This is a genomic window from Paenibacillus sp. FSL P4-0127 (assembly GCF_038007325.1).
GTDB lineage: Bacteria > Bacillota > Bacilli > Paenibacillales > Paenibacillaceae > Fontibacillus > Fontibacillus macerans.
Map to the genome: position 1 here is coordinate 2,429,225 of NZ_JBBOWY010000001.1, position 19,003 is coordinate 2,448,227.

At 52.5% G+C, this 19,003-nt stretch carries 14 protein-coding genes; 9 read left to right on the forward strand and 5 right to left on the reverse strand.

Features of this window, described 5'->3' with window-relative positions; translation table 11 throughout:
• The first annotated feature begins 104 nt into the window (after positions 1–104).
• Both NYE74_RS10920 and NYE74_RS10925 read left to right on the forward strand, forming a co-directional pair.
• On the forward strand, positions 105–866 hold the full coding sequence (locus tag NYE74_RS10920; protein WP_036620240.1) for a sulfotransferase domain-containing protein: 762 nt from the start codon (positions 105–107) through the stop codon (positions 864–866).
• A gap of 915 nt (positions 867–1,781) precedes the next feature.
• Positions 1,782–3,155, forward strand: coding sequence for a transcriptional regulator (locus NYE74_RS10925; RefSeq protein ID WP_227872927.1), 1,374 nt, complete (start codon positions 1,782–1,784; stop codon positions 3,153–3,155).
• Positions 3,156–3,420: 265 nt separating this feature from the next.
• On the opposite strand, the gene NYE74_RS10930 is transcribed toward NYE74_RS10925, so the two are convergent.
• Positions 3,421–7,656, reverse strand: coding sequence for a S8 family serine peptidase (locus NYE74_RS10930; protein ID WP_270619763.1), 4,236 nt, complete (start codon positions 7,654–7,656; stop codon positions 3,421–3,423).
• A 268-nt stretch (positions 7,657–7,924) separates the two neighbouring features.
• On the opposite strand from NYE74_RS10930, the gene NYE74_RS10935 reads away from it, so the two are divergent.
• The 5 genes from NYE74_RS10935 to NYE74_RS10955 all read left to right on the forward strand — a co-directional run bounded on the left by NYE74_RS10935 (position 7,925) and on the right by NYE74_RS10955 (position 11,054).
• Positions 7,925–8,503 carry a DUF4269 domain-containing protein gene (locus NYE74_RS10935; protein ID WP_124333086.1) on the forward strand — a complete coding sequence of 193 codons (579 nt, stop codon included), beginning with the start codon at positions 7,925–7,927 and terminating at the stop codon, positions 8,501–8,503.
• Positions 8,493–8,828, forward strand: coding sequence for a cupin domain-containing protein (locus tag NYE74_RS10940; protein WP_036620250.1), 336 nt, complete (start codon positions 8,493–8,495; stop codon positions 8,826–8,828). The genes NYE74_RS10935 and NYE74_RS10940 overlap by 11 nt, the downstream gene beginning before the upstream one ends.
• A gap of 41 nt (positions 8,829–8,869) precedes the next feature.
• On the forward strand, positions 8,870–9,655 hold the full coding sequence (locus tag NYE74_RS10945) for a nucleotidyltransferase domain-containing protein (protein ID WP_036620252.1): 786 nt from the start codon (positions 8,870–8,872) through the stop codon (positions 9,653–9,655).
• A 353-nt stretch (positions 9,656–10,008) separates the two neighbouring features.
• Positions 10,009–10,530 carry a YfiT family bacillithiol transferase gene (locus tag NYE74_RS10950; protein WP_036620253.1) on the forward strand — a complete coding sequence of 174 codons (522 nt, stop codon included), beginning with the start codon at positions 10,009–10,011 and terminating at the stop codon, positions 10,528–10,530.
• Between the two features lie 56 nt (positions 10,531–10,586).
• Positions 10,587–11,054 carry a DUF5381 family protein gene (locus NYE74_RS10955; RefSeq protein ID WP_036620255.1) on the forward strand — a complete coding sequence of 156 codons (468 nt, stop codon included), beginning with the start codon at positions 10,587–10,589 and terminating at the stop codon, positions 11,052–11,054.
• A gap of 462 nt (positions 11,055–11,516) precedes the next feature.
• Here the strand turns inward: NYE74_RS10955 and NYE74_RS10960 are convergent, their stop codons facing one another.
• From NYE74_RS10960 to nrdD, 3 genes are all read right to left on the reverse strand, one after another.
• Complete coding sequence (locus NYE74_RS10960) at positions 11,517–12,710, reverse strand: IS4 family transposase (RefSeq protein ID WP_036618208.1); 1,194 nt, start codon at positions 12,708–12,710, stop codon at positions 11,517–11,519.
• Between the two features lie 278 nt (positions 12,711–12,988).
• Entirely contained in the window at positions 12,989–13,507 is a 519-nt protein-coding gene (gene nrdG, locus NYE74_RS10965; protein WP_036620256.1) for an anaerobic ribonucleoside-triphosphate reductase activating protein, read from the reverse strand.
• Positions 13,508–13,516: 9 nt separating this feature from the next.
• Positions 13,517–15,706, reverse strand: coding sequence for an anaerobic ribonucleoside-triphosphate reductase (gene nrdD, locus NYE74_RS10970; RefSeq protein WP_316561694.1), 2,190 nt, complete (start codon positions 15,704–15,706; stop codon positions 13,517–13,519).
• Positions 15,707–15,835: 129 nt separating this feature from the next.
• Between nrdD and NYE74_RS10975 the strand changes: the two genes are divergently transcribed.
• Positions 15,836–16,279, forward strand: coding sequence for a hypothetical protein (locus NYE74_RS10975; RefSeq protein ID WP_036620257.1), 444 nt, complete (start codon positions 15,836–15,838; stop codon positions 16,277–16,279).
• Positions 16,280–16,675: 396 nt separating this feature from the next.
• Here the strand turns inward: NYE74_RS10975 and NYE74_RS10980 are convergent, their stop codons facing one another.
• Entirely contained in the window at positions 16,676–17,734 is a 1,059-nt protein-coding gene (locus NYE74_RS10980) for a permease (protein ID WP_124333087.1), read from the reverse strand.
• Positions 17,735–17,946: 212 nt separating this feature from the next.
• Between NYE74_RS10980 and selD the strand changes: the two genes are divergently transcribed.
• A complete protein-coding gene (gene selD / locus NYE74_RS10985) occupies positions 17,947–18,990 on the forward strand; it encodes a selenide, water dikinase SelD (protein ID WP_371861058.1) in 1,044 nt (347 codons plus the stop codon).
• Positions 18,991–19,003: the final 13 nt, after the last annotated feature.

Sequence of the window (19,003 nt, forward strand, 5' to 3'; positions counted from 1 at the left end):
AAATTACTAGTTTTTGATTTTCAGAGATAAGCGTACAAGCACGGCAGTTCGATAGAAACATAGATTAATAGAGAACACGGAAAAGAAAGGAGTTGGCGATAGGGATGCCGGTAAAATTACTTGTGATCGGGGTTCCGGAGTCCGGTCTTGGAGAGATGAATTACCTGCTGGCGCAGCTGCTGCCCCTGCGCAAGGGAGAATGGGTGAACCAGTGGGAGGGGGACGTTCAAGAAGAGCTGTTGAAATTGAAATCCGGGGAAATCCGCTCGGGGCACCTCTACCACAGTGAGACGATAAAGCGGTTTTTGGATGCGCAGCGAGTTCGCCGGATATTTATGGTGAGGGATCCGCGCGACATGATCTTGAGCATGCTTCTCTCCATTTTGAGGAACCCCGAACATCCGCATCAATCATATTTCCGCCAGCATTTTAAATCGATGGATGAGCGTCTGCTCCGGATGATTAACGGTTTTATGGAAAGCCGGGCCGTCTCCAAGCAGTACGGAGAGGTGCAGATTGGCTATGGGGACATCAATGAGCATTACAACCGGTATTTGCGGTGGATGGACGATCCCGGTACCTTGACGATTCGTTATGAACAGGCCGCCGGCGATCCCAAGCTGCTGCACGGCGAGCTTGCGCGGGTCGTGGATTATGTGTGGCCCGATCTTCAGGAGGGGGGGCGGAAGTTCACGAAGGAGCAGTATCTCCAGCGGATCAGCCGCTTGAAACTGGTGAAGCCTAAACATCATTTGCCGCCAGGGAGATGGAAAAAGGCGTACACCCCAGAGACGATAGCCGCATTCAAAAAGGTTGCGGGCGAGCTGCTTATTTACTTGGGGTATGAACAGGATTTTGATTGGTGAAAAAAGAAGCGGACCATGAGGTGGCCTTCCTGCAGGCGAGGGGAAGGCCTGTTTTTTAGGACTATATCGATAATTACGGTTATTTAACCGGAAGTGCAGTCGGGCATTTGTTTAAATTGCAAACTGAAATATGCCGTCAAAACCGTAAGACTCTTGTATGGATCCAATGGCCGGCGAGTAGTCTATAAACTTAAGTAAGTATAAAGATGGCTCAAAACCGAGATCAGTGCTTGACAAAATAAATTATGATAGCGTTCGTGTCTTGGTATCCCTGCATGCTGCTTTGCACGATTATCCCTTTTGCTCATGGGGGAGAGTTGGGGCTAGTCACGTCCTTTCATTTTTCCCGGTGTCTTGCCCCCATGCCTCCCGTCAGGTCTGCATCAACTTTCCTAAACCTCCTTCTCACAAACCTGTCTAACGATCTCGAACATATCTGCTTCTCCCAAACCTATTTTCTTCTCTGCTTCCGGATCAAACGGGATAATCGTGCAAAATGTTTAAAAAGAACTAAGAAATGATCCTTTAGCCAATGCTATTTGACAGAGTTGCCGAAAAAATAGGTGGGGAATATAACGCTCATAGAAAGTAGGGTGAATATATGAATAAAGATTTTCTTTACAGTAAGCCATATGTTCCAGGAATAATAGACGATACACCAGTGGATTTGGATATTGAATTGAAGAGATATAACGCTTTTCCTTTTCTTTGAACAGGCCGATTATGATATGGGAATATTTTAAATTGGATTGAACAAAATCCCAAAAATATTCCTAATGCAACAGGCCTGTCGTAGACTACGAGTTTCGGAGAGTCAATTGACCGTATCCAAAAAAAAGCATATAATTGTAATATACATAAAATTCCAATACGAACAATATTGTGGATTTTATCCTCCATTACAAATAGGAAGGAGTGGTTAAATTGAACTCATCTACGATACTTGCAGAAGTTTTGTTATATATGAAACAAAATTATTTAAACACAAGACAGTTTGCTTTGAAACTGGATATTAACGTAGGAACGTGCAGTTATTTGTTAAATGGTGCTCGAACGCTAACCGCCGATCATTTGGATCGGATTACGGAAGTATTGGGATTCCCCAAAGGACACTTTTATGAAAACTATATTCATGAATATCTCCAAGATCTCGATCCCAACTGGCGCAGGATTGGTCCCTTCCTTCGTAAATGTGCGGAAATAGGCAAGTTGGACTGTATCCGGGAAACAGTAAGTTTATTATTAGATGATTTGACGTATACCACCCCGTTATTTGATATGGCGGAAGAGTTGTTCGAAAACGGCAACTATGCGGCAGCGGAAATACTGTATGAAAATGTGGCCATGAGCGAAAAAAGGCAGTATTCAGAACGCTTGGCCTTATGTGAATATCGGCTGTTCAAAATCCGGATCGGGGAAGACCAAGTGCGGAATCTCAAATTTGCCTACCAATTTGAACCCTTCGTTGACCGGCTGGATGAAGTCCGGCAGCTGGATGCCCTGAAGGATTTGGCCAACTTGTATCGTTCCGTTCGCCAATGGGATCGAGTTGAAGCATTAGCCCATGAGATGGAGCATAAAGCAAAAATATTATACTTTAACGAAAAACGATCCGCGGCAAAATTTCAGGAAATGCAGCGCAAATTAAGCAGGCCGCTGTTTGTATACATTGCCTATGCCAAACTGTTATGTGCTGATGTTTGTGAAGGTAGGAATGATTTTGAAAAAGCGCTGCAATATACTTATGAATACGCGGATTTAAGCTGGGTAAGAGAAACGGATGCGGATACCAAGCACTGGTTGGATTTATTTCAAAAGTGGTCGCAGGCCAATACCTATGCCAATAAACTTATGGGAGGCGATATCGGAGTTTTGCCGGAATATGTAGAGTATCTCCGTCAACACCCGGTAGAGATTCTACAGGGATTATTTAATATTTTGTATGCAGCTAACCGACATCAAATGGATGTGGATCATATCCTCCAACAATTTAGTTCGGAAATAGAAGCTTATGAACGTCAGCAAACAAATGATTTTTATATGAGTCAGGTGATACCTGATTACTTTAACAAGTTTTTGTACGATCTTACTTATTATTATGTGCGTAAAGGTGATTACGAAAACGGATTCAAATATATGATGCCGGGTCTGGAAAATTCAGTTATGATTAATAAAGAAGATAGTATTATTAAGTTTATGGTTTTATTTGAACAAGTTAGACACATAGCGTCTGAAGAATTATGTTTAAAGTACAAGAACATAGTTAGTGAGGTGCGTCAGGTCGTATGAAGAATAAAATAGCTATCGCAGCGGCTATGCTTGTATTTTTAGTTTTTGCTATTTCCGACGCAAGTTTTATTCATCAACCTACTGTCATAACCTATGGTCAACACGGTGGTGCGTAGATTTCATTAATCTCGATATATCCGGTTATGAGTTATAAGGCCGTCCCTAAAGTACTTGCTTGAAAAATAAAGAAAAGGCGATGCAGATGATTTTCTGCATCGCCTTTTCCCGTTAATCTATTGCCGCTTACCTGGCCGGAATCCGGTTGTTAATCGGACAAGCCCGCCTTGCTGAGCAGCAGATACAGCGCCGAGGCGGCAGTTTCGCGCGTGGCGGTGACGTTCGGGCGGAAGTAGGTTCCGCCGTCAGCGTCCACACCGCCGATGATACCGGCGGCCGTTAACGCCCCAACGCTGTCTTTGGCGTAATCGGCAATTTCCGCCGCATCGGTGTAAGCGGCGGCCGGCGAATCGGCCTGCGGCAGCTTGGCTCCCGTAAACGTCAAAGCTCTTGCCAGAATCGCCGCCATTTCCTGACGCGTTACGCTTGCGCCGGGAGCAAACACGTTTTGGCTTTTGCCGTGGATGATGCCGGCTTCATTAGCGGCGGCGATATCTTCGGCGAACCAGTCGGTCGTCTTCACGTCGCCGAACCGGGCGGCAGTGCCATGCGCTTTAAGGCCCAGCGCCCGTACAAGCAGGGATGTGAATTCCGCGCGGGTCAAGTTGCCGTTTGGCAAAAACTTGCCGGCGGAAGTTCCTTCAATGATGAACTTGCTTGCCAACGCCTGAATATGCTCCGCTGCAGGCGAACCGCCAATATCATCGAATTGAATCGTACGTGTGACGGCGGCGTACATGGAAAATCCAGGGCGGTTTACCGTGACCAGCGTCGTCTTGTCTTCCCGGGCCGTGAATACTGAAGCGACCGGTCTGACTTCACCGTTCTCTTCATAAAGGACTCCGGCCGTGCCCGGCTCAATTTGCCCCGGTACGGTGAACGCCCGCTTGATGAAGGTGCCGGCCGGCACCTTGAGCGGCGTGCTTCCGGCCTCGGCAACCCAGTTCGCTGCAAAAAGAACCGGCGTTCCGAGGACCGTTGCTCCGGGAGCATGCTCCGTAAAGGCGGCTTTGCCGGCTTCGGACGGTTCGATGATCAGATCGAGCCCGGCGGAAGCCGGAGCTTGCCCCAGCAGGCTAACCGGCAAAGCCAAAGCGGAGCCCTCTGCGCTAAACACGATCACGCTTTGCGGATGCAGGGCGGCCAGCTGCTTGACTTGCCCGGCTGTGAACGACGCCTTGGCGTTTGTCACGTTTGTACCCGGCAAGCTAAGCACGATCGCGGCCGGCGAGCCGGATCCGGCCGAAGCCAGCGCGGCGCTCAGTTCGCTGTCCCCCACCGTGGCTGTCGTGACGCCGCCGTCCGCAGTCGTCTTGGCGGTGAGATTTACCTGCTTATGGCCCGGGGCAATGACAGCTTCCGCTACGGCGCTCAAGCTTGCCGAAGGTGCGGCGGGAGCAGCCGGATTCGTCACGGAACTATTGCCTTTGTCGCGGCCACCGCCGCCACCGCCGCCGCCGTTTCCACCACCGCCACCGCCGTTGCTTCCCGTGGAGTTGTCCACCCGGAAGGAGTTGACGTTGTTGTACATAATTGCCGTGCCATCCTTTCTCACGGCTATTTGATAGTTGCTGTCCAACTGAAGAGCGTAAATCCAAATTTTATAAATGCCGTCCTTCAGGTGCCGGGTGACCGGCTGGCCTTGACCATCGAGGATCAAATTGCCGTTCGCGTCGACGGGGTAATACGCGCTGCCGATTCCTTCGAAGGTATAAACCCCTGGCACAAAACGGTCGTTAATGTCCTCGGTAACCTGATCCCCGATCAGCCCGAGCAGTTCGTCATTCACATTGTACACGCGAATTTGTAAAAAATTCGTATCCGCGGCCGTCAGTTTAAAGCTCAAATCGGTCGATTTTTGCGTGCTGCGGTTCGGGTAAACGATGGAGTTCGTAACCTTGGCCTCCTGAATGCCGAATCCGTTCGCCGGCGGCTGCTTATCGACGTAAACCACAAATGGCAGATGCAGCTCCGGCAAGCCCGGATTTGCCAGGTTGACCTGTCCTTCATAAAATCCGCTTGCGGCATCGGAAGCCGCCGTTAAGGTCAACTGGAACGTAGCGTTCTCCCCGGCGGCGGCGGTCAACGCAGTTAGGTCAAGCGCGGCCTCCACGCCGTCATGACCGCCGTGCCACACAACAGATGCTTCATAACTGACTTCTTGGTTCGACGTATTTTTCAGCTGCAGGACATCGGTTTGGCTCGAGCCGGGAGCAACGACGCCGAGGCTTGCGGATGAGTTATAGTTCACGACATTTTTGCGGTTGAAATTCGGATCAAGGATCGTGATCGGCTCAACGGCCTGCAGCAAAGCGGGCGTCTCGACCGCGTTTGCCACATTGGCGCGCCCGGCCCCTTGCTGATATACCTTATACAAGCCGCCGTCGCCGTTTTCCAATACATCGGCGGTATTAGCTAATGCCGCGCGAACGTCAAAAGGCGTCCAATCCGGATGCTCCTGCAGGAGCAGCAGCGTCAAACCGGCCACATGCGGAGCCGCCATGCTGGTGCCGCTGCTGCGCATATAAGCCTGGTCGTACGCGGCGCCCTCCACGAGTTTGCCGTAGGCCGGATAACTGGACCTAATGTTGACGGCAGGGGCGAGGATGTCCGGTTTGATGCTCAGGTCGCCGTCGGCGTTTGGCCCCCAAGAGCTATAGGCGTACAAGGAGTCTCCCGGAACGATTTCCGACGGATACTCTCCGCTGAAGGTAAAATTCAGGGCGAGTCCGTCATTTTCCGTCAAGGCCCGGGCCATCGCGCGTCCGTCCTGTCCCCTGAGGTCAAAGGTCGGAATATAGCCAAAAGAATCGCCTTGAGGCAGGTTGATATGCCCGTCGTACTCATCCGGGATTGCATCGCTTAACTCGGCATTTTTGCCGCTGGCGTCAGCCGTGCCGTTAAAAATGGCGATAGCGACCGCTCCGTGCTCCTTGGCGTTGGCGATTTTGTAGGCAAAAGGTTGGGCGCCGCGGGAAACCAAAACCACTTTGCCTTTGACATCCAAGTCCGCGTAGTCTTCATCGCTGCCCAGGTTGGCATAGACGACCTCCAGTGGCTTCGTACCCAAAATGTTGCGAAAATCATCCTGCATCGTTTCCCATGCCATGACGTTAAAATTATAGGTTGCATAAGTTGCCGAAGTGGCCGTGGACGAAGCGGAGCCCGGCGAATCAGGCGATTCGGATAAATCGGCAAATTTGGAAGTCAGGGTACCCGAATAATGCAGACTGTCGGTGTCTACGCCGCCGACCGCAATCGCCAGCTGAGCCGTAGCCGGCGAGCCCATGCTGTAATACCCCGGCCCGGCGTTGCCGTTGGCGACGACCGCCACGACGCCCGACAATACGGCGTTGTTGATGGCGACGGCATCCGGCGAATTGACGTCTTTTTCGGAGTCGGAGCCTAACGACAGGTTGATCACATCCATCCCGTCCTTGACCGCCCGTTCAATGCCGTCGATCACCTGCGCGGAGGAGCCGCTGGTTTGGGAAGGATTTTCCTGGCTTCTTCCCAGCACTTTATAGGCGTATAGCTCAGCCTCGTAAGCAACGCCTTTTTGCACGACGTCGCTCTCTGTATTGGCGGCCCGCCCTACGATCGTTCCGGCCACATGGGTGCCGTGCGAGGTCCCTTCAAACCCTGTGCCCAGCGGATCATCTTCTATGGGGATCGGCGGTTCCTCATAAGGGTCGTTGTCGTTGTAAAACGAGTCATAGCCGCCTTTATAAGCGCCTGCGATATCGGGATGCAGGTAGTCGACGCCGGTATCGATCACCCCGACCTTCAGGCCTTTTCCTGTAAGCCCTTTTTCCCATGCAAGGTCGGCTCCGATTTGCTTGATCGGATTGATTTCGAACGGAGCGCCTTCTTCTATTGCAGCCGTTTCCAGCGGAACCGGATACCATGTGCTGTTCTCATGGATCGATTTGATGCCGGGGATGTCCGCCAGCTTCGGGATTTCATTGGCCGGAATCGTAATTTCAAAACCGTTGAGCACGGTGTCGTACTGATAGTTGACGTCTAGATCCAGGCCTTGATCGGCTGCGGTATGTAAAAATTTCTGCTGTTCTTTGTTGACCGTAGCTTCCGTCGTTACTGCAGCCAAGGAACGCATGCCGGCTTTGGCTGCAAATTTTCCGGCCGCGGCAGGTTGGCCGTCAAGCTGAACGATAATTCTGACCGGTTCCTTGGATGACGTATCGATATGAGGCGATATGAGAGGTTCCGAAGCTGTTGCTGTTGCGGACGTTGAAACCTGACCGATTGACGGCAAGGGCGCCGAGCCCGAAGCTGCGGTTGTACCGGGGAAAGCTCCTGTGGCGGTCAGCCCCAGGGCAAGCAAATAGATGAGCCATATACGAAAACGAATTCTGCTTATCAACTCTATCTCCTCCCAGAAACAAAAATTGGTTACTCACGAGCGTTGCGGTTATTACACATGCATGAAGCCGATGGGACCGGGTATAACTCAATGCCCCCCCTTCTTATATGTGAATATAGTAGAAATTCAAGAAGATTCTACCATCTGTAAGCTAAATTAACTATATCACTCTAGGTACGTTTCTGAAAAGATAGAGTAGGCGGAGAATGGTATACTGAAATGGTACAAAGTGTTCCGTGAATCTAGCTTTTAGGGAGGGCAGCGCCCGATGCGAGATTTTTCGACGATAGCATATTTGCTGGAAGGAAACCCAAGGCAGCGAGAGGCTTACAAGATAATGACGGACCTGAAGATTATGGACCTGCTCGCACCCTTCCATCCCGTATTGGCCGGAACGATTCCGCTCGGCATCGACCTGCCGGCCAGCGATCTGGACATCATCTGCGAGGTTTACGACCACGGCAAGTTTCAGAGAGACGTGCAGCTAATGTTTGGCAGGTACGAGGATTTCCGGTGCAAGTCGAAAACTGTCAACGGTATGATGCGGACGGTAGCGAATTTTGCGGCCGGCGGGTTCCCGTTCGAAATTTTTGGCCAGTCCGTGCCGGTCACCGGGCAAAATGCCTATAAACATATGGTGGTTGAGCATCGTATTTTGGAAATGGCCGGACCCGCTGGGCCACGGGAAATTCGCAAGAGAAGGCGGCAGGGCATGAAAACGGAGCCGGCGTTTGCCGATTGGCTTGGGTTGCCCGGTGACCCTTATGCCGCTTTGCTGGAGTTGTACGATTGGGAGGACCGGAGGTTGGCCGAATTTGTAAGTAGGGGTGGTATGCATGATCAGTAAAAGCAACGCGGAGCATTACATCTGGGGGGAACGCTGCGACGGATGGAGACTGGTGGACCGGGAAGAAATGAGCGTCATTCACGAAAAAATGCCCCCAAACACCCGTGAAACCAGGCATTTTCATATCAAAGCAAGCCAGTTTTTCTTCGTATTATCCGGATACATGCACATTGAAGTCGACGGAACGGAACATCTTCTTCAAGCCCATGAAGGGATCGAGGTCCGGCCGGGAACTCCACATCAGGTGTTCAACAAATCAGAGCACCCGCTCGAGTTCCTCGTCTATTCGCAGCCGAATACGCGCAACGACCGGGTGCAGGCTTGATTCATAATTTTTTATGCGGGAGTTAAAAGGAGGAATGGGAAATGTTCAAGCATCACGCCGAGTCCATCGAAAAGCTCAAAGCCAAGCTGGCCGACAGAGAGGACATTTTGGCTTTATTGATATCGGGTTCGATTGCGCATGGATTCGCCAAAGCTTCCTCGGACGTAGACGTAATGATGGTCGTGTCCGACAAGGAATACGCCCGGCGCTTGAGTACCGGCGAGCTCACCTATTGGGAGAATGAAGTGACGGAATATGAATCCGGCTATGTAGATGGAAAATACATCTCCTACGGCTTCCTGCAACAGGTGGTGGAGAAAGGGAGCGAGCCTGCCCGCTTTGCTTTTGAGGGGGCGATCCCTTTTTTTTCGAAGGTGGACGGGCTGGAAGAACTGCTCGCGGAGATTGTCCGGTATCCGGTGGAACGGAAGCAGGAAAACATAGCCCGCTTTTTGGCCCAACTGGAGGCGTGGAAATGGTACTCCGCGGAGGCATTCAAGCATGATAACCTTTATTTGTTGCAGCATTCCGTCAACAATTTGGTGCTGTTCGGCGGACGTTTGATTTTGGCGCATAACGAAATGCTCTACCCTTATCACAAATGGTTCCTGAAAGTACTGGAAAATGCGCCGCATAAACCGCACGATTTGCTGGGGTTAATCGACCGGATGCTTAAAGCGCCGACGGCCGATCATATCGAGGAGTTTTACCAGTCCGTCAAGACGTTTACCGATTGGGGAAGCGACGGACGAAGCTGGCCGTCGCGGTTTATGGAGGACAGCGAATTGAACTGGCTGCACGGCTATACTCCGGTCAACGATATCTAGCTTAGCGAAAAATAAAGGAAAAAAATGTTTCTATTTCGGCGCGATCATATATTTTAAATATAATAGCGGAATTTTATGGCGCTATTTCCCTGAATCGCAGGGACATGGCCCCCGTTTACCCTACCCGTTGGAAAATAAGACCATAAAATTCCGCTAATGGTAACAAGCGTGCGCAAATTCGGAAAATAAGAACATAAAGTTCCGCTATATTCAAACGCTAATCCAGCCCAGGCTATAGTCCAGGCAGAGCTTGTGATCAGAAAAAGGGACGCCAAATTTTTCATCAATAGTATCGACAGCGGCGGTAAATTAGGGTATACATAAAATCATTAATAAAGGAGGCGAAGCGAGGAATGGACTATAGATATCCGATCGGCAAATTTGAATTTACGGGGAAAATTTCCACCGCCCAGCGGGAGCAATGGATCCGGGAAATCGAGACCCTGCCCGCGAGAATGAGGCAGGCGGTCGAAGGGCTTAGCGAGGATCAATTGAACCTGCCATACCGGGAGGGAGGTTGGACGCTGCGGCAGGTCGTGCACCATGTGGCCGACAGCCATATCAACGCTTATACGCGGTTTAAGCTGGCGTTGACGGAAGACAACCCGACGATTCGCCCCTATTTCGAAGACCGGTGGGCGGAGCTGCCGGATTCCATGGCGGATATTGGGGTTTCGCTGGCCCTGCTTGAGGCGTTGCACCAGCGATGGGTGATTTTGCTGAAAGCGCTGAGCGAAGCGGATTACGAGCGGACATTCCAGCATCCCGAATCGGGCACAACAACCAGTCTGGCTTATAATCTCGGCACTTACGCCTGGCACGGCAATCATCATCTGGCTCATATTACGTCATTAAGAACGAGGCTGGTTCTTTAGACACTATAGACAGAACGGGAACGGAGAATCCCGAAGACTTTGGAAGGCGTTGGACAATGAAGACGATCTCTTACCGGAAATCCGTGGCATGGGGCAAAACGCTGGGCAGCTTGCTTTTTGTCCTCGTCTGTCTGTTTTTGCTGTACGCGGCTATATTTATAGATGTTAGCCCGGTCCGCCTGTTTTTTTGCATCACTTCGGCCATAATCGGGTTGCCGTTTTTCGGGGGCTATTTCGTTGCGTGCTTCCCCAGAGCTCTGCGGTCCGATCCGCGCCTGCTCACCTATGATCAGCGAACGATTTCGGATGGAACGCGCACCGTCGCTTGGCCGGACATTTCGGGCATCAGCTACAATGGTCCCTCGATCCGAAAGTGGTTGCTCCCTCAGTTCCCGGAATTGATTTTTCACCTTAAGAACAAGGAAACCTGGACCGTGAGCACTTATTATTTGCTGACCGATACCGAAATCCACGCGGTCATGAAGCTTTTGCGCGGCCTGATCAGCCGAAACGGAAAAGAATAGTCCGCTAAACCGCCTATCTTTGAAATCGGCGCTTGGCCGCCGGCTGCGGGAACGGCCGGCAGGCGGGCCGTCGGCCGTCGGTCTTCGGTCTTCGGCCATCAAAATAGCGGCGTTTAATGTACTTATTATCCGGGCCCTGGCAGATTGATCCTCACTAGCGGCATTTTATGTACTTATTTTCCTATGGATGGTCCAGAACAAGGGCATTTCCTTGCAACCGGGGAAAATAGCGGCATAAAATGCCCCTATTTCTCTCAAATGGTCGGCTTTCGCCGAAATAACGACCATAATTGCACTAGCGTTGCAAGAACACTAACATCAATTTTCAGCAAAACCCACATTTGGATTATTGAAACTATAAATGGATTTTTTTACAGTCATTTTTTAAGCTTAAGACCAAAAAGTCAAGGTTACCTAATGCGTAGGTCGCGATGTCCCATTAAATGTATATAATGGATATTATTACTTGAATTTGCTTGGCTTAATTATCCCAACCATTGTGCGCACCGATAACGCTTTGGGACCTGACCCCGGACGTCTCCCCGGACTACTTCGACTGGGTTTCCGATCCAGTTCGGTTCGAAAGGATCGCCATGAACGGTACAAATACTCGCGGAGAATCCGGAGCACTTGCCAGTTTGTTTTTGCCGTTTGGGTGCTGTGCCGGATGTGCTCCACGAGCAAGGCAGTAATTAAAGCCAAGAATAACTGGTTCCAAATAGCCTGTGGTTTATGACTGTGCAGCTTCTTCAATCGCAAATGTTGCTTCAGCCATTTAAAATACAACTCGATGAGCCAGCGATTTTTGTAGATCTGCGCGATTTCTTCAGCGGTCTTATCCCATACCGATGTAAAAATACGATAAGTCCGTTCCTGCTCGTCATAAAACTCCACCAAACGAACGGAATGTTCCATGGATCGGAAGGAACTGCCCACGCAAACCTTGGCGTCCCGCGTGATGTTCGAGCCTTCCGGAACAGGATACTCCTCAATGACGGTGGCAAGCGCGCGATCTCGCATACGGATCACAAACTGGATGTTGTCCTGGACCCATTGATCCATCCGGGCATAATCATCATAACCGCGATCCATCACATAAATCGCATCCGAGGGGACGACCAGTTCAACGGCCCCCGCACGATCCCCTACATTGAGCGAACTGGGGATCATGGCATCAGGAAATAGCTTGTCGGGAGCTGTAACAACGAGGCGCAGATGCATCTTGACGCCGCTACTCTTATTTGACATCTTGGCCCAACTTCCAAGTTGAAGCGGCAGTCGAATGCTGGAAGAATCAATGATGTGCAATTTCCCGCTCTGGCCCTGGTGGCAAGCACGTTGCTGTGTTTGTGATGCCAGATGCTGAAACATCCACTCCAACAGCTCCGTTGGGATCTGATCGAGTTTTCGGGATAATTGCGAGCCGCTGATACTCTCCAACTGTAGAAGCTGCTGAAGTTTCGGCTCAGCACGAAGTGCAATTTCCATTTCACCGTAAGATGACCATTGTTTCAACTGAGCATTGATGAAGAGCATGATCGCTTTCATCGTGGTAAGTTTCTTGGTGTAATGGTCGAAGAGTAAACGTTGATGCACATCGATGGGCAGTAAGGAAATCAGTTGACGAATGACCGTTTTAGCTTTAACGTTATCCATGGATGGTCTCCTTTTGTAGAGAGTTATGGACAACGTACCTACCTCTTTACAATAGGAGATTTTTTATGCTTTTTCCATGAAAAATGATCATAATTACCCATATTTAACTAATATTTGATTATTCGCGTTAGGTTTTATGCAACGCTAGTGCCATAATTGTTCTTATTTTTTCGCTGGAGTCGCTTCTTTTTCTTCTTAGGCCGGGTCGCCTGTTTTTTGCACATATTTCCCTACTTTACAGCATGTATTCCCTGCATTACAGCATGAACTCCCCAGCTTCACAAACCGTCTCGTTCCGACTTCAGCCAGACAGCCGCCCGCTCCCGCAAGCTCTCCCGGACATCGAGCACCCGCTGATTTTCCGAACCTCTCCATTTTAGTTTGAGATTGCGCCGCTCCAACATAAACCGGCCGTCGATCAGCACATCGCAATAGGCGAGCAGCTCCGTGCGGGAGGCGTCGGCGAGGATCTCCTCAAACGTGTAGCCCGACCAGATCCAGATGTCTTTGCCCGGGCATTCCGCCCGTACCCGCCGCACCAAACCGAGCAGCCCGTCCACGTTCTGAAACGGCTCGCCGCCGAGGATGGACAGGCCCGCCACCCGGATGTCCTCCACCTGTAAATCGGCGATGACCTGATCCTCGAATTCCCGTGTATAGGGGACACCGTAAGCGAAATTCCAGGTGGCCGCGTTGAAGCAGCCTTTGCAATGATGGGTGCAGCCGGAGGTGAACAGGGAATTGCGCAGCCCTTTTCCGTTAAGCACGTCGAATTTCTTATAGTCCGCGATATGCATAGGCGGCCGTCACATATGCTTGACGCGAGCGAGCACTTCCCGCTGCTTGCCCGCGTTAAACGGACGCTGGCTCGGCTCGGACAGGTAGCCGCAGCAGCGCCGGATGACCGAAGAGGTTTTGGGGTTGCGGTTCCCGCAATTCGGGCATTCAAACCCCGTGTTGGTCGCTTCGAATTCCCCTTCGTATCCGCACTCCAGACATTTGTCCGTCGGGGTGTTCGTCCCGAAGTAAGGCACCCGCTCGTAGGCGTAGTCCCACACCGCTTCCAGCGCCTCGGGATTTTGCACCAGCGAGTCGAACTCGCAGTAGGTGATGAAGCCGCCGCTCGCGTGAACGGGATACGCTTTTTCGAATTCGATTTTTTCGAACGGCGTTACCTTTTTGGCCACGTCCAGATGGAACGAGTTGGTGTAATAGCCTTTGTCCGTAATTCCTTCAAGCACGCCGAAACGCTGCTCGTCCAGTTTGCAGAAGCGGTAGCACAGCGATTCCGCCGGCGTGGAGTAGAGGCTGAAGCCGTACCCGGTTTCATTTTTCCATTCGGCGGTCTTCTCACTCAAATACCGCACGATGTCGAGGCCTTTTTGCCTTAGCGCGGCGTCGTCGAAGATGTGATTGCCGTATAGCGCCAAGATCGTCTCATGAATGCCTATATACCCCAGCGAGATGCTGGCCCGCCCGTTTTGCAGCAGATGGTCGATCGTGTCTTCGGGCTGGAGCCGACTGCCGGCCGCGCCTTCCATGTACAAAATGGGCGCGACCTTGGCTTTGACGCCCCGCAACCGCTCGATGCGGTACATCAGGCCTTCCTTGCAGACTTCCAGCAGCTCGTCCAGCAGCTTGTAGAAGGTCCGCTCCGATCCCTTCGCCTGAATCGCCAGCCGCGGCAGATTGGCGGTAACCACGCCCATGTTGAAGCGGCCGTCATGCAGCTCCCGTCCGTTCTCTTCATAAGCGCCGAGGAAGGAGCGGCAGCCCATCGGAAACTTGAACGACCCGGTGATCGCTTTGACTTTCGGCACCGAAATGATGTCCGGGTACATGCGCAGCGTGCTGCATTTAAGCGCGAGCTCCTTGATGTCGTAATTCGGATCGCCCGGCCGCAAGTTCACCCCTTCTTCCAGGGCGAAAATCAGCTTGGGGAACACCGGCGTTTTGCCGTCTTTGCCGAGCCCGCGGATGCGATTCTTCAGAATGGCGATTTGAATCTGCCGTTCCTCCCAGCTTATGCCCCGCCCGAACCCGAATGTGCTGAACGGGGTTTGGCCGTTGGCGCTTACGAGCGTGTTGATTTCGTACTCCAGCGATTGGAACGCGTCGAAGGTTTCTTTTTCCGTCAGCTTTTTGGCATAGTCGAAGCATTTCGGGTAACGTTCGTGCAGCTTCGTATTTTCGTAGGAAATATCGAGCCCGGCGATCGCCGCGCCATCCGGTTCATACAGCCACTCCAGGCCGTTCTTATAATGTTTGGCAAAAGACTTCGCCACATAAGGCGCCAAAATTTTATCGATTTCGTTAATCGTGTTCCCGCCGTAAATGTGGCTGGCCACCTGGGCGATGATCTGCGCCGTGATCGCCGTTGCGGTCGTGATGGAACGGGGCGTTTCGATCTGCGCGTTGCCCAGCTTAAAGCCGTTTTCCAGCATGCCTTTGAGGTCGATCAGCATACAGTTGTAGATCGGAAAATACGGGCTGTAATCCTGGTCGTGAAAATGCAGGCTCCCGCTGTTATGGGCTTCGACCACCCGTTTGGGAATCATGTAGGTCTGGGCGAAGTCCTTGGCCATGATGCCGGCCAGCAGATCCCGCTGCGTCGGAATGGTCGCCCCGTCCTTGTTGGAGTTTTCCTTGAGCACTTCTTCGTTCGTCAGCTCCAGCAATCCCAGCACCTTTTTGTCCAGACTGCTGCGCTCGCGTCTTTTCAGCGTGCGGATTTCGCGGTAGCCGATATACGCTTCGGCCGCGTCTTTTCTGCGGCTGTTCATCAAGGCGGACTGCACTTCGTCCTGAATATGCTCGATATCCACCTTCTCCAGCTTGGAGATTCTGGCGGTCACTTTGTCGGCTACCTTTTGCGCCACGTCCATGTCGATTTTCTTCTCCGTGCTGTTCATGGCGGCGCAAATCGCGTCGATGATTTTTTGCTGGTTAAAGGCCACTTCGGACCCGTCGCGTTTAATGACTATCGTAACGATCACCCTTTGTTCTTTGTTTTGCTCGGTGAGTATAGCACACCCGGCCGGAAAAAACGGTGATGTCACGCACTGTGCATTTATAGTTTAATAATAGTTAGTATCAGGAAAATCAATAAGAAAGGACGTTTTTGGATGGAGCTAGTCAAAATATCCCAGTATACCGCCCTCAGGCTCGAGCACGCCAGAAAAGCGGGCATCAGCGAAAGCCGGCTGCTGGACGCCGTCAACTTTCGCGATCCGGCCGTTTTTCGCGAGGCGGAAACGGAAGATTTCACATACGGCGATATTTTCAATTACGCGGAGGAACATGGGGAACCGCTGCAGCAGGCGCTTCAGCACGGTTACCGGATGACGTTCAACACCCGAAGCGGGCTGAAGATCTGGCTGGAGGAAGCGTTTCGCCTCGATTCCCGGTCCGATTTTACGGTGGGAGAAGGCCGGATTGAAGGGCTGCGGCTCACGGAAGCGCAGCTTGGCCGCTTAAAGCAAGCTTTGGCCGTCAATTGGGTGATCGCTTCGGAACAAGCGGCGGCGGACGGGGTGGAAGTGTCGCTGTGCCTGAGGGCATTGGCGTGAAGTTTTGCCGACGCCCTTCGCCCGAAAAGGGTGCAGGCAATAGCGGTAAAAAGGGCTGAACTTCGAAATCGTGCTTGGCAGCCGGCTATTAAAGCGACCAGCCAACGCCGACCTTCAAAATAGCGGAATTTTATGCCCTTATTATCCGGATTTCAAGCATGCATCCCCATTAGCGGAATTTTATATCCTTATTTTCTGATGAACGGTCCAGAACGCGGGTATTTCCATGCGACGGGGAAAAAATAGGTACATAAATTTCCTCTATTTCTCTAAAATGGACGGATATCGCCGGAATAACGCCATTTTCTGCCTTTATAGCCAAATTGCAAGGGACATGCCGGGCCGAGGCCTGCAGGCATGTCCTTTTGTTTGCCGTTCGCTGCCACTTTGCTTCCGTTACAGCACCAATCCCCCAACGATGCCCGCGGCGATGCCGATCACAACGACCGACGCAAACACGAACATCAGCGCTTTGCGCGGGAACGAACGCGCCACCATCAGCATAGACGGCAGGCTGACCGCCGGCAGCGTCAGCAGCAGGGCGGCCGCAGGTCCGGCGCCAAGGCCCAGCGCGGTAAACGATTGAATGATCGGAATTTCGGCCGCCGTCGGGATGACGAACAGGGTGCCGACGATCGCAAACACGAGGATCGCGAGGAAACCGCCGCCCAGTTCCACCGGGAACAGCGTGTTTTGAAAAGCGCCGAGCACGAGCACGGACAGCAGGTAGGCCGGAACGACGTTCAGGATCATCAGCCCCAGGCTTTTCAGCCAGCGCAGCGCAAACGGCGTTTCGTCCTTGCTTTCGGCGGCTTCGATTGCGGCCGGAGCGGGAACCTCCTTGCCTCTGGCGAACCGGTTTGCCAAGTAGCTGATCCCAAACGTCATCAGGATCCCGAACACGAGCCGGAGCAAAGTGAATTTCCACGACAGCACGAACGTCATAAAAATGAGCGTCGCCGGATTCAGCACCGGATTGCCGATCCAAAAAGCGAGGCTCGCGCCGACCGACACGTTTCTTTTGCGCAGGCCAGCGGCGATCGGGGCGGCGCAGCAGGTGCACATCATCCCCGGAAGGGAAGCGACGCCGCCGAGGAAGGTGCTTTTGAAGCGGCTGCTGCCCAGCACCTTGTACAGCCATTGGGCCGGAAGCAGCACCTGTACGAGCGAGCCGAGCAGGATGCCGAGCACCGCCGCCTTCCATACCGACTTGAAGTAGGCGAGCGCATAATCCGCCGCGGCTCCCAGCGACGGGGCCGCCGCCGTGTCCGAACCCAAAATCGAGGAGCCGATCGAGTGGCTGGTCGCGCTTTTGAGCGCTTTTTCATAATAGGGCCACCACTTGACATAACTTAAGCCGGCGATGGCTACGATGAGAAACAGAATCACGAAAAACACGGTCTTCCGGTTGAAAGAACGCGCCGAATGGAAGTGTTCGCTGTTTGAAGAAGTCATGATGTCCTCCGAGTATCCATAAATTTTGCACAAGCTATAGTATAACACAGTTCCGCTCCGCCGGATGGGCAAGGTCAAAGGGAGTTTGGCCTAGGGCAGGCGGGCAAATAAGATAAGTTGCCTTTTTCCCGGCAGCTGGAGTACGATTTATAAGAGAGAAACGGTTTTCGAAACCAACTCGCAAGGGAAGGATAGTGAGGATCATGTCAACGATGGATTCCGTTAAGTTAACTTCTTTATCCAGCAAAGGCGGCTGCGGCTGCAAAATCGGCCCCGCCGACCTAATGCAGGTTATCCGCAATCTGCCGCCCGCGGAACCGAATCCCGATCTGCTCGTCGGCCTGGACACGAGCGATGATGCCGGCGTATACCGGCTGTCGGATGATTTGGCGCTGGTGCAGACGGTCGATTTTTTCACGCCGATCGTGGACGACCCGTATTCGTTCGGGCAGGTGGCGGCGGCGAACGCGCTCAGCGACATTTACGCGATGGGCGGAAAACCGCTTACCGTGCTTAATATAGTAGCTTTTCCGATTTCCACGCTGGACAAAAGCATTTTGGCCGACATTTTGCGCGGCGCGGCCGACAAAGTCAGGGAAGCTGGGGCCACCCTGGTCGGGGGCCACTCCATCGACGATAAGGAGCCCAAATTCGGCCTGGCCGTCACCGGGCTGGTGCATCCGGACAAGATCAGAACGAATGCCGGCGCGAAGCCGGGGGACAAGCTGATCCTGACGAAACCGATCGGAGTCGGCATTATGACGACTTCGATCAAGAAGGACCAGCTCAGCCAGGAGGAGACGAAACGGGTGACGTCCGTGATGACGACGCTGAACAAAACCGCGGCCGAGGTCATGGAGCCATACGAGGTCCATGCCTGTACCGATGTAACCGGCTTCGGGCTGATGGGACACGCCCTGGAGATGGCCAAAGGCAGCGGCGCCGGGATCACGATCCGCAAAAGCGCGGTACCCGTGCTTCCGCGCGTCAGAGAGCTGGCGGAGCAGGGCTTCGTTCCGGGCGGCACGAAAAATAATTACGCTCATGTGGAAGCCGACATTTCGTTCCCGGAAGCGATGGATCAGACCGACCGCTATATTTTGTGCGATGCGGTAACCTCCGGAGGATTGCTTATCTCGGTGAGCGCGGCGCAGGCGGACAAGCTGCTCGCGGCCTTGGTGGATGCAGGCGTGGAGGCCAGTCTGATCGGCGAAGTGACGGATGGCCCCGCCGGCCGGATCGTTGTCGAAGTCTAATGAAGCGGCCGAG